This window comes from Bizionia hallyeonensis, assembly GCF_042657385.1.
GTDB classification, from domain to species: Bacteria; Bacteroidota; Bacteroidia; order Flavobacteriales; family Flavobacteriaceae; genus Algorimicrobium; species Algorimicrobium hallyeonense.
This window is the reverse complement of the sequence record NZ_JBHSLA010000004.1, coordinates 109,075-122,527: the sequence shown is the minus strand read 5'-3', so window position 1 is coordinate 122,527 and position 13,453 is coordinate 109,075. Positions and strand designations below refer to the sequence as shown.

General features: G+C 34.4%; 6 protein-coding genes and 1 pseudogene. 2 read left to right on the top strand and 5 right to left on the bottom strand.

Going from position 1 to position 13,453, the window contains the following annotated elements:
• Positions 1–132 precede the first annotated feature (132 nt).
• Both ACFPH8_RS11110 and ACFPH8_RS11105 read right to left on the bottom strand, forming a co-directional pair.
• Entirely contained in the window at positions 133–1,341 is a 1,209-nt protein-coding gene (locus ACFPH8_RS11110) for a hypothetical protein (protein WP_376860960.1), read from the bottom strand.
• A 1,198-nt stretch (positions 1,342–2,539) separates the two neighbouring features.
• Positions 2,540–4,789: pseudogene (locus ACFPH8_RS11105) on the bottom strand (arylsulfatase).
• Between the two features lie 366 nt (positions 4,790–5,155).
• On the opposite strand from ACFPH8_RS11105, the gene ACFPH8_RS11100 reads away from it, so the two are divergent.
• On the top strand, positions 5,156–6,781 hold the full coding sequence (locus ACFPH8_RS11100) for a tetratricopeptide repeat protein (protein ID WP_376860958.1): 1,626 nt from the start codon (positions 5,156–5,158) through the stop codon (positions 6,779–6,781).
• A 43-nt stretch (positions 6,782–6,824) separates the two neighbouring features.
• On the opposite strand, the gene ACFPH8_RS11095 is transcribed toward ACFPH8_RS11100, so the two are convergent.
• Complete coding sequence (locus ACFPH8_RS11095; RefSeq protein WP_376860956.1) at positions 6,825–9,083, bottom strand: FUSC family protein; 2,259 nt, start codon at positions 9,081–9,083, stop codon at positions 6,825–6,827.
• 270 nt (positions 9,084–9,353) lie between these two features.
• Here ACFPH8_RS11095 and ACFPH8_RS11090 point away from each other — a divergent pair, with 270 nt between their 5' ends.
• On the top strand, positions 9,354–9,692 hold the full coding sequence (locus ACFPH8_RS11090; RefSeq protein WP_376860954.1) for a DUF4870 domain-containing protein: 339 nt from the start codon (positions 9,354–9,356) through the stop codon (positions 9,690–9,692).
• A 113-nt stretch (positions 9,693–9,805) separates the two neighbouring features.
• On the opposite strand, the gene dnaN is transcribed toward ACFPH8_RS11090, so the two are convergent.
• Entirely contained in the window at positions 9,806–10,924 is a 1,119-nt protein-coding gene (dnaN, locus tag ACFPH8_RS11085; RefSeq protein WP_376860952.1) for a DNA polymerase III subunit beta, read from the bottom strand.
• A gap of 130 nt (positions 10,925–11,054) precedes the next feature.
• Positions 11,055–13,439: a gliding motility-associated ABC transporter substrate-binding protein GldG gene (gene gldG, locus ACFPH8_RS11080; RefSeq protein WP_376860950.1), complete on the bottom strand. Its 2,385-nt coding sequence runs from the start codon at positions 13,437–13,439 to the stop codon at positions 11,055–11,057.
• Between the last annotated feature and the right edge of the window lie 14 nt (positions 13,440–13,453).

Below are 13,453 nucleotides of genomic sequence, written 5' to 3'. Positions count from 1 at the left end.
AAAAGCACACCTTTATGAATGTAGCCATTGTAATTTGCTTTGTTTTCAAAAAGGTGTTTTTTTAGGCGTGGTTTAAAACATGTTTTAGACTATTCATGCGATATAAAATAAATCAATTTAAGGGCTATTTAATTAGTCATTACACATGTAATCACCGTTTACATTTACTGTAGTATTATTACTTTCGTTAAGGTTTGGATTTGTAGGGTCATAGCGGTTATATAGTGCACAAGCATCAATATCCTTGAATGTTGTGTTTGTAACTGTTAAAACGGGATCTACCCACATCTCAATAGCTCCTCCAGCACCTGCGCCACCTGCGTATTCAATTAGAACGTTATTGAATTGCGTTAAAACAGAGGAAGACCTATGGATAGCAAGTGCTTTCCAAGCGCCTGGCGCTTTTGTCACACCTGTAAAGGTAATTGGGTTCGTTGGAGTTCCTACTGCAATTAAAGCGCTACTTTCATTAAAAAGTTTATCTAGTTCAAGCCCTTTGCCATCTTCAAATTCTAAAATAACACCTGGTTCTAACGTTAATTCTGCGCCGTTTTTAATTACGATATCATCAGCAGTACGATAAGGTACACTTAATGTTTTCCACGTTTGAGAGGTTATTATAGAACCATCCTGACCTGCACTTAAACGAATGACATCCGTTGAGTTTCCTGTAAAATTGCCTCCAGAAATATCTTTTACCATATTGGTGTCTACATATAAAGGAATATTACAATTATTTATAACTGTATTATTAATCTCTACATTATAGTCAAAGCCTGTTGCAGCAATGCCATTGCTTAAACTGTTCTTAATAGTTACAAGATTCAATCGGAAATACGTGTCTGTCATTAAAATGAGGCTTGCTGGCTCACTATTACTGGTTAATCCACTAGCACCAGCATACTCCATAGTTACAAACTCGAAGCGGTTGTTCAGACTTTCACTAGAAACCATGATGCCTTTCCATGCGCCTTTTTCTTTGGTTGTTCCTGAAAATCTAATTGGATTACTTGAAGTGGCCATGGCATTTATAGAGCCACTTTCTTTAACTTTCATACCGGATCCGTCAGAGAATTCTATTATTACGCCTGGTTTTATTAATAAATCAATTTCTACCGATGCCACGCAGTTTATAATATAATCTACACCATCGTTAACATTTTCTAACACCAAAATAGCTTCAGCATTGTTGCTTTGAAAAGCATCACACTCTAAAATTACTGTTGGGTTCAGGTTTTGTGGTGGTTCATCTATGGAGTCGTCACTGCTACAATTTAATGCTACAAAACCAAATAATAGCATAGTTAATAAGGGTTTAAAATTCATTTTTAAAATATTCATTTTCATTTTTTTTAAGGGTTAAAAAACACATTTATACAAATTTATCTTTTGAGTTATCTTTCTTAAGAATCAATCGGGGCTTGATAGGACTTGTTGCTTATTGGTAATTATGGGTTAGAATTAAGTTTTTTAACTAATTTGGAACTGCAATTTTTTTAACGTGCTTTCCAAAAATTTTCAGATTTAAAAATTGATACTCATAAAGACCGCAGAAGCTTGATTTTTTTTTCATATTTATTTGGGTTTTCATTTTATGTTATATTATTGTTTAACAACTCGTTTTTCAAAATTTTCTGATTATTAATTATGCCCGATGCATTAGTTTTTAGAAAGATTTCTCTACTATTTGTGTTTTACGAATAAAAAGGTAAACACGTGCAGTCCAAAAATTTTAAAATAATTTTGGATTAAGCATATTGTTCTTAAAAAAAGGCTTTAGAAGTGAAGCCTTTGGTGACATATATAATTTTGAATGTTTGCCAATCTATAAGTGTCAACTGGATATATGTTAATGAAAAACATAAAAAAATCCATTTGTTTATGGACTCAAATTAATTTTAAAATATATTTTGCTATTCCATGCATTATGAACATAATTATATTAGGTTGCAATAAATAGTATTTGGGATATATTTCGTTATATAAATCTGCAAGCCGTCTAAAACATCATGTATTTTAATGATTTTTTATCGAAAAAAAATTAGTCTGATGCTTTGCTAAAAGGCCTTATCGCAATTTGCGTTTTTGATGTTTCTCCTTTTTTCAAATATATGTTGCGAGCCAATATCTTTTAAAACGTTTTTGTCCACATTTTATATATTACTTGAAGTTACCACTTTAAAAAATGCTCTTATTTGTCCACGTAAGAGATGGTTTCCATTCAAATCGATATTTTAACCCTGCGAAAACCAAGCGTACATTTTAGTTTTCTATTTTTTGTTCGTGTAAATATGTTTTTTACAATTAAAGTCATGCTCATCTTTTTGCTCATCCGTTCGCTTTCATTTACTATTTTCAACGTTTGCTCATATTTTTGATAATTAATCATGAGCATTTTGACAGCCGTACTTGACTAGATTTTAAACCAATAGGGCTGGTTTATTCTATTTCAAAATGTAATGACAGAAACCAAATAAGCCCTTAAAATTAAGGGCTTATTTGGTTTAACTTTCACAATTAAAGTGTTAGGTGATTTTTTCTATTTTTTAAGATACCAGATTTTTGAAATGCCTATGGTTCCATTATAATCAAATGGTGCATCATCATAATAATCAATTGAAACAGGCGAACCTAAATCGCTTCCAAAATCGAGGCAATCATTTGCAGTAAAGACCAATGGTGCTGTAATAGGAACTGTTCCTTTTGCAACTTCTTTTCCATTTACTTTAAGTGTTATGTTCATTGGAGAACCGGGTTTTGGAGAAGCTAATCTGGAAACGACATCTATTTTAACTTTACCAATTGGTAATTTTGTTTTAGATTTAATTTGAGTTCTATCAATTTCAAAGAGGTTATATTCATAGCATAAATATCCATCTTTTACGTAGCATGACAAACCTCCAGAGAAACCTCCAAGCGCATATAATACGCCGTTTGCATTTTCTGGAACTGTTATTTCCATGTTTACATCATTATCAAATTTACCTAATTTAGGTGCGGTAAATTCTGGCATTCGCTCAATTCTGCCCGTAAAAGTCCAATCTGTATATGGTGTGGCAGGGGCATCTTCTGGATGGTAAATTACAGACCATAAGCCACCACCAATAGGTAAGTTTTTGTTTTTAGCAGATTCTACTAAAAACATACTCTTCATTTCTTCCAATTTTTCAGGATTCTTTTTAGCTAAATCATTAGCCTGACTCCAATCTTCATTAATATTATATAACTCCCAGGTATCCTCTTCAGGATTCCAAGTAGCCGCACCTGCTGGAAGTCCGGGAACCCATGGATTACGAATACCAAAGGCCGAAGCAAACCAACCGTCGTAATAAAGACCACGGCTTCCCATAATATCAAAAAACTGCATTTTACGTGTGCCTTCAGCGTTAGAATCTGCGAAGGTGTAATTCATACTTACGCCATGAATTGGGTCTTGTGTAAACCCATTTACAACTTTAGGCTCTTCAATATTTACAGCCTCAAAGATTGTTGGAGCTATATCTATTACGTGATGAAACTGTGGTCTTGGCGTATTGTCATGTTTAATTTTTTTAGGCCAAGAAACCGCCATAGGTTGACGCGTACCCCCAAAGTGCGCTGCCACCAATTTTGTAGATTTGTAAGGTGTGGAACCAGCCCAGGCCCACCCGGCGTGATACATATTGTCTGTTTTAGCTGAACCCAAAACGTCCAAGCCACCAAGGTCTTCTAGGGCGTCAATGTGCTGTTGGATAGTGGTTGTAATGCCATTTTGTGCCAAGAGTTCACTGATAGTTCCGTTTTGTCCTTCGGCCGAGGAACCATTATCACCCCAAATATAGAAAATTAAGGTGTTGTCCATTTTTCCTTGCTGCTCTATTTCATCGAGAATTAAACCTACGTTATAATCTGTATGTTCAGTAAATCCAGCCATAACTTCCATTAATCTCCTTTGGAATGGTTTTTCAGATTCCGGAATATCAGACCAAGCCGCCATAGTTTTATCACGCGGGGTCAACTGCGCATCTTGTGGAATCCAACCCATTTCCTTTTGTTTTTTAAAGGCTCTCTTACGGTATTCGTCCCAACCATCATCAAATTGTCCCTTATACTTATCTGCCCATTCTTTGGCTACGTGATGAGGTCCGTGCACAGCGCCAGGAGCCTAATACATCAAGAAAGGTTTATCAGGCGAAAAAGCCTGTTGTTCTCTTAACCACTTGATGGCATCTTCGGTGATATCTTCCGTAAGGTGGTAGTAATCGTGACCTTGTGTAGTATGTGGATGATTTACTACTGCTGTATTTCTAACCATGTGAGGTTCGTATTGTGAAGCTTCTCCGGCAAGAAACCCATAAAAATACTCAAACCCATATCCCGTAGGCCAATAATCGAACGGACCTTTGGATGTGGTTAATTCGGCAGGTGTATTATGCCATTTTCCAAAAGCAGACGTATTATACCCATATGCTTTTAAAACTTCGGCAATTGTGGCAGATGTTTTCGGGATTGTTCCACTATATCCATCCCAATCGTTGGTAAGTTCAGCAATTTGGCCATTACCAACAGCTGTATGATTTCTACCTGTAAGTATGGATGCTCTTGTTGGAGAGCACATAGCCGTGGAGTGAAATCGGTTATAAGAAATTCCCATATTGGCCACACGACTTAAATTTGGTGTATTTATTTCTCCCCCATACGTTGATGGTGTTGCGGGACCAACATCATCAATAAGAACGATGAGAATATTTGGTGCATCTTTTGATAAACGCTCCTTTTCTACACGTTTGTTATACGTAGAAGTTTGCATGGTTAAGCCAGCTTCACTTGCTGATGGTGTTGGAGGGAAGGGTAACACATCTTGCGCGTGTACCAAACCAGTTCCAAAAAACAGCGCGGAACTCATGACAATGGTTAAAAAGAATGTTTTAAGTTTCATGTTGCTATAGTTGATTAATTTTTTATAAAAATTCTAAATTAAGATTATGCCAACTACAATACAAGTGTAATACGGTTACTTAACCGTAAAATGGGTTTACCAAATACTGTTGAAAACTGCGTTATTTACAGAGAAACAAGAAAATTAAAAATTAATTTTCCCTATATTTGATAGTAGAAACTAAATTAAAAATAGACGTTTCTGTACCTATTTAACCACAAATTAAATTATCCTTTCATGTTGTCTAAACAATCAGAAAATTGTTCCGTAACCGATTATTCGAGGAAAGAGATTATAGAAGAATTGAATCATATTCTATCAAGTCCGTTATTTTCTCGCTCGGTAGTTTTAACAAATTTTCTGAAATTCATAGTGGAAGAAACTTTAAATGGTAAAACGGAGGGCTTAAAAGAATACACCATTGCCGTTAATGCATTAGGAAAACCTTCTGATTTTAACCCGCAAATAGATGCTATTGTTCGTATTCATGCGGGAAGACTGAGGCGTTTGTTAAAAGAATATTATGATGATTTAGGAAAATTCGATACTATCAAAATAGAAGTGGTTAAGGGTACATATGTGCCTATATTTCGAACAAATTTTATTCCAGAAAAAAAGTCTGATGTTAGTATTGGAAAGATGCCTAATCAGTTTTCCCGTGCTAAACTTACGCTTGCTGTGTTGCCTTTTCGTAATTTATGTCCTAATGGTGAGTACCAATTCTTTGCTGATGGATTTGGAGAAGAGCTTACCCGAACCTTTAGTAATTTTCAGGATATAGCTGTTGTTGCCCACCATTCTACACGCATATATGCTTCTAACCATGCCGATGTAAGAATTATTGGGTCAGACCTAGGGGTTCACTACCTTATTACAGGTTCTGTTAAGCGTTCCTCTACCGCAATCAGAATAAATGTAGCATTAATTGAAACGATGAAGGGGATGCAAGTTTGGTCTGAAACATACAATCACGAATTAAATATTGATAATCTGATTGACATCCAAGATCAAATTATTAGTAATGTTTGTTCTATATTAGGTGGCTATTATGGGTTTATTATTCATGAAAATTGGAAAACGCATCGCAAAACAATTTTAAGTGTTGATTCATTTGATGCCGCACTTTGGAATTATTACCTCCATATGAATTTTTCATTAGAGACCTATATGCAAACACGGCTAGCGCTTGAGGAAGCCTTAAAGATTAATCCTAATTATGCAACTGGCTTAGCTATGTTGTCAGAATTATATTTGGATGCTTACTCACTTGGATTTCCCACAGTTACAGAGCCTGTAAAAGAAGCCTATGAACTCGCGAAAAAGGCGGTTAAGATGGATCCTCAATGTCAGCATGCCTATCAGCAGTTAGGTTGGGCAAATATCTATATGAAAAGAAAAGAAGAAGCAATTAAAGCATTAGAATATTGTTTATCATTAAATCCTTCTTCCGTTTCTACGATAGGCACTGTTGGTTTTGGAATGGCTTGTGTGGGTGAATATGATAGAGCACTTGAATTACTGCTTCAGTCTTTAGATCTTAACCCACATTGTCCTTGGTGGTTTTACCTTGGTTTTTTCTTTGTGTATTATCATAATGGTGATTACGTTAAGGCACTTGATTATGCCAATAAAATAGAAACAATGGATGTCTTTTATGAACCTTTATCCAAAGCTATTGCTAAAGCCCAACTTGGCTTACTTCCTGAAATAGGTGAGGATGTAAATATATTAACTGATAAATATTCCGATATTTTAGCGAATCTGAAAGCGGCGTTAAGTACAACCTTGTATGACACGGATTTAGTTGAAAAAATTATTGAAGGGTGTAAAAAAGCTGGGCTTATTGTAGGTGAAAAAAATTAAGAAGTAGAAGTACCGAACATTTAATTTTTATACGTCCTACTCATCATGATTCCACACCATCCAAAACCATCTTATACTGCTTGGTAGCTTTCTTTAAATTTTCAGATAAGGTTTTTAACCAAATAAGTTGATTGGATATTAAATAGGCTTCTTGTAATTGGTTTAAGGTATCCGTATCTATTTCCGTATTGCCATCTTGGATATCTTTATCCCGTAAGCACGATAAGTTCTGATAGGCTCTTAACAAGGATTCTTCCGCACGGATTATCGACTTTTTATCTAGGCTATTTTCGGGAACAGTACCTTCTAACACTTTGCAGGACTGATGTAGGTTATCTACAATATGTAATAATACGGCATCAAACTCTTCAGATGCTTTTGTGGTATTATGATTTAGAATAAAACTACCAATGGAGGCAATAGCGGAAACCATGGTTTGGTTTAAGGTTACTAAATTATAAATTAACTGAAATTCCTTTTGCTTTGATTTTGGGTCTTGTGTTAACCTTTGGAATGCGGCATTCAGATTGCTAATAGCCAAAAACACTTCTTTTCTAGCAATTTTATAGGCTAGCTGATTTTCATTTTTTTCATGGTATAAATCTTTAGTGGCTAATAAGTAAACTTTGTTTTTTTGAATGGTGCTTAACAATACATCTTTTAAATTATTGCTTTCCCAACATGGCCATAAAAAATAGTTTGCAATGACAGCAATACCCGCGCCAATAATGGTGTCAATTATTCGGTATTGAATAACTTCAAACGTATTCGGATTCATTAATGAATACACAAAAATGATATTAATAGTCAGGAATGCAGCTCCCGATTTATAGTTTTGCTGAATTAAAGCAAATGTTAGGGTTAATGATATAATAGCTAACACACCATACACCATAATGTTTTGGGTTATTAATACAATACCAATGGCAAAGGCAGAACCTATTAACGTGCCTATAATACGATCTTTGGAGCGCTCTTTCGTTAAACCGTAATTGGGTCTCATAATCACAATTATGGTTAATAGAATCCAATAGGTATTATGAATATTAAAAACTGTTCCTAAAATAAAGGCAAATACTATAGCTACTGTAAAACGAAGGGCGTGACTAAATAATGTTGAATTGAAGCTTAAGTTTTGGAGAATAACATTAAAACGATATTCTTGAAGCGTTAAGAATTGCTTGGCATCTTGGCGCTTTAAAGATACTTTAGAAGCATGTTGTACGTTTGCCATGACACGCCTAATGGATCGTATTTCTTCCAGTAAAAGCTCTTGATAATCGTAATGATTCCGTAAAAGAAGTGAACCTTCTAGAGCCTTTGGAAGTTTAACATCGTTAACATAATCTGTAATAGCTTGACGTCCATTTGCAAGTGCTTTTAATAAATTATCTCTATTGGGTAGCTCATCATTCTGAATTAATAATTCTGACAACTTAATCAGGTGGTTGCCCATTACGGTATTCAGTTTTTTAGCAGCTTTAAGATGCTTTTTATTATTGCCAAACAATCTATCTAATTCATTGTAATCTAAATGCTTGGCCTCAATGAGTTCAAATATATTTACAGATGATATAAAGATTAACACCTGTTTTTCATCGTAATGCGAACGACCAGATCGTTTTCTTCCTGTAAAAAGAACTTCTCTTAAGGTTTCGTGTTTCTCATTAATTTGTGTTTGAAGTACAAAGGTTTTCTGAATAAGTTCTTCACGCTTACTACTTTTAGTTAATAGCCGTGCGCGCAGTTTTAAATAGTCGCCAATAAGTAAAAGCGTGTCTGATAGGAGTTGGTTTTCTTCTTTTTTGGGTGCTAATTTTTGAAATAGAAAGGACACTAGTAAATACCAAAATCCACCAATTCCCATGAGTCCAATATGAATGAAAATTTCTTGTGCTGTTTTTTTCTCAATTGCAAATGCCAGTACCATAGCAAGTAATCCAGAGAAAGACACCAAGGAAGCGCGGAATCCATAAATCGAAATAAAAGATACAACAAAGGATATAACGGCTAGGGCTACAACTAAAAGTGGGAGGTATGGTTTTAGAAACAAAATGACAGCTGTAATTAGCATGGTTAAACCAATACTAATTAATATGGCATTTACTTTTCGTTTTATACTGCCAGCAATATCACCTGGTGCATTTAAAAAAGCACCAATTACTATGGCAGGCGCAAATTCAAAATAGCCTATAAAATTAAATGCTATTAGAGGAATTAAAACAGCAAAAGTAATTTTAAGTCCTCGGTAAAAATCGGAGCCTTTTAAAAATAGCTCTATGTTTGTTAGGAATTTTTTCAATATTATAATGTCTTAAGAGCAAAGGTACTTTAATTATAGTAGGGTGTTTTTAATTTTATATAGATTATGTGAAAATTGAAAACACTATAAGTAATCCTGAAAGGTATCTATTTGCTTAAAATACTGAAAAACACTGCCAGTTTAATTGACGTTTTGAATAGGGTAATCTATAAAAATAATTTTTAAATCAGTAATTTAATATATATTAGGTGTAACATTTAATCCTGTTTCACGTCCTATTAATACATCAATCTATAAACAATAATCATCATGAGAGAAGATAATCAATTATTAGTTTTAACGCATTTAAGTCAACTACTAACGTACATTACTGGTTTTGGCGGACTCATTGTACCTCTTATTATTTGGTTAACCCAAAAAGATAAGGTTTTCAAAATGGACGACCATGGAAAGAAAATAGTCAACTTTCAAATCAGCATTTTTATTTATGCTATTTTAAGTATTCCTGCCATTATATTATTAGGTCTTGGTTTTATTATGTTGATTGTAATTGGCCTTATTGCTTTTGTTTTCCCTATTATGAATGCCGTAAGGGCAAGTAATGGTGACCCTATTAATTACCCGTTATCAATTACGTTTTTGAAGTAAATTTAGCAAGCAGAGATATTTTAAATATATAAAAACCACAGCTAAAAAGTTGTGGTTTTTTATATTATTATTTTATCCTTCTAAAAACTATTACAATCGCGACATAGGGTTTTTTAGCTATTAAGCATTACCGGCATGACCAACATGGTTACTTGTTCGCCTTCATCTAAACCATCAACAGGTGTAAGAATACCTGCACGGTTTGGTAAACTCATTTCAAGCTGAACTTCATCACTTGTAAGGTTGTTTAACATTTCTGTTAAAAAACGTGAGTTGAACCCAATTTGCATATCGTCACCTTGATAATCGCAGGTTAAACGCTCTTCTGCTTTGTTTGAGTAATCTATATCTTCCGCAGAAATATTTAATTCTGCACCAGCAATTTTTAAACGAATTTGGTGTGTTGTTTTATTTGAGAAAATACTCACACGACGAACCGAGTTTAAAAACTGATTTCTATTTATAACAAGTTTGTTTGGATTCTCCTTTGGGATTACCGCTTCATAGTTTGGATATTTTCCATCAATTAATCGGCAAATTAATTCTACGTTTTCAAAGGTGAATTTCGCATTCGAATCGTTGTATTCAATCGTGACATCGTCATCACTTGCGGCTAAAATACCCTTTAATAAATTTAAAGGTTTTTTAGGCATGATAAATTCTGTGACTTCAGACGCTTGCACATCCGCACGCGAATATTTTACTAATTTGTGTGCATCGGTAGCTACAAAGGTTAAGCCTTCGGTAGAAAACTGGAAAAACACACCACTCATTACAGGACGTAAATCATCATTTCCTGCGGCAAAAATAGTTTTGTTGATAGCCGTTGCTAAAATGTCACCATTTAAGGTTGTGGCAGTAGCATCCTCTAGAGTTACTGGTTTAGGAAACTCGGCACCATCAGCATATGCTAATGCATATTTACCGTGATTAGAGCTGATTTCAATTGTATTATTTTCTTCAACCACAAAAGTTAAAGGTTGCTCTGGAAAGGTTTTTAATGTATCTAACAATAGTCTTGCAGGTACTGCAACGCTACCACTATTATCACTTTCCACTTCTAATTTAGAAGACATGGTTGTTTCTAAATCACTCGCAGAAATAATAAGTTCTGATTGGTTTAATTCGAATAAAAAATTATCTAAAATAGGTAAGGTGTTCGAACTATTAATAACACCACCAAGAACTTGTAATTGTTTCAGTAAATAGGTACTTGATACTATAAATTTCATCTATGTAAAATACGTTTATGAGTTCAATAAGTTAATCATACAAATATATCCTAAACCGATTAATATAGGAAACAAACTTATTAACAAATCATTCCCATAAAAAAGGGAATCTCATCTAGGTATTATAGGCTTATCTCGCGTATTTTCGTTTCCTGAAAAAGTTGTATAATAATCCGAAAACCGCTAAAAACACTAGCGGTAAGACCATATTAATAATTTGCCATTTGGTTTTTTCGTCCGCTACTTTTTGATAGTCTAAAAAAGCCAAAGAAATATCTTTAGATCGAATGTTTATAAGTCCACTATCGTCTAACAGGTAATTTACGGCATTCAGTAAAAAATCCTTGTTACCATATTCTTGTCCTGTCCAACGATCAAAACCTAATTCCAGAGGCCCATTTCTTCCTACATCATTTTTAATGACATCGCCATCTGCAATCACAATCATTTTAGTTGGAATACTGGTGTTTTTAATATCAGCAACATGAAATGGTTTCACGCGATTATGGTAAACGGATGTAAAATCCCCTACTAATAAAACGGCCAAATTTTGAGGACCATTTACATACTTATTTGGGTCTGGCTCCTCGTTTGTCATAGCTAAACTCACTTCACGAGGTGTGCCATCAATTTTGGTAAGTATGGAACTTTGTAATAATACTGTTTTTTGAATATCGTTTTTCAGCGTGTCAATTTGATTGGCAAAATCAAATTTTATCAAGTTCAAATTATTAACAATGGGATGCTTGGAGGTGGCCGTCACCAAGGGTGAATAAAACCATGGTAGTTGTTGAAATTGCGATTGGCTGCCGTCTCCAGTTGCCAAGGTAATAGGCGCGGAGTAGAGATCGTTTATTAATACTGGATTGATGCGGACTCCGTATTTGAAAAAGAAATCGGTTAAATTCAAATCGCGAACAACCGCAATATTTTTTCCTTCCGCATTAAACAAACTATCCTGTTCAATTACCACTCTATCCAACAGCCACAGACTTTTTCCACCCGACATGGTAAATTGATCCAATACCAATTTTTCAGCTTCTGAAAAGGCCTCTGTTGGTTTGGCTGAAATAATTAAATCGTAAGATTTTAAATCATCCAACGTTTTTTGTGGTGTGCTTTGAACGCTATCTAAAGTAAAGGCTGCTATATAATAATAGTCTTTTATAGTTTTTGCAAAATCGAAAATTTGCGCATCCTTCAACTGATTATTTCCTTTAAGAATTGCAATTTTACGACGTTTTGGATTCACCAGCTTGCTTAAACCATCTGCAAATGCATACTCTAAATGCTGAATGGAATTACTAGCTAATTCTTGCACATCAGCGCCAATTTTATTTTTAATTAAAGGAATTTTAATAGTTACTTCATTATAACTTGCCAAAGCCCATGGAAAAATAACTTCTTGACTGGATTTCCCTGCATCTTGAACGGTAACTTGCATGGGTTTTAAACCACGCTCATTTAAGGCCTGAATACTCTGTTCGCGTGTTTTATCATCTTCTAGTGGGTTGATAAAATTGAAATAAATTTGACTATTTTCCGATTTAAACTCTTCTAAAAGTTGACGTGTTTCCGTTTGTAAACGTCTGAATTCTGAAGGGAGGTTGGTACCATCTAAAAATACATCAATAATAATAGGCGATTCCACCGATTCTATAATGCTTCGAGAAGCTTGACTTAAGGTGTAGCGTTGGTCTTTAGTTAAATCAAAACGCTCATAAAAATTATGTGTAAAAATATTCAATACAAGTAGGCCTAAAGGAAGTAGTACAAGTGTGGTCAATTCTTTTTTGTGGAATGGTTGGGTGGTTATAAACCGAACTGTAAAAACCAAAAACACTAAAATGATACTTATAAAGTACAGTAAATCGCGTGTATCAATAACACCACGACTAATGCTTTTATAGTGGGCACTCATACCGAGTTGGTCTATAAAACTACTAGAAACAAAATCGGCAATACCTTCTAAACCAATATAAAAGAAGAAACACAAGAATACAGCAGATATAAAAGCTACTATTTGATTGTCTGTTAAACTAGAAGCAAACACACCAATTGCCGTGTAAGCCGCAGCCAGAAATAATAAACCTATATAGGAACCAAACGTACTTCCAAAATCAATATTTCCTACTGGGTTTCCTAATTGGTACACCGTGTATACATAGAGTAGCGTAGGAAGTAAGGCTAGGATAATAAGTATAAAAGCCCCTAAATATTTTCCTAAAACAATTTTAAATAAGCTGATGGGTTTGGTGACTAATAGTTCTAAAGTGCCTTGTTTTTTTTCGTCTGAAAAACTCCGCATGGTAACCGCAGGAATTAAAAACAACAGAATCCAAGGTGCTAATAAAAAGAAGCTAGACAAATCAGCAAAGCCATTATCAAGGATGTTAAATTCCCCTATAAAAAGCCATAAAAATAAACCGTTTAAAATGAGAAAAATGGCAATCACTAAATAGCCAATCGAGGAGGCGAAGAAGGCATTTATTTCTTTTTTAAGGATTGCAAACATGTTTTTTTAGGTAT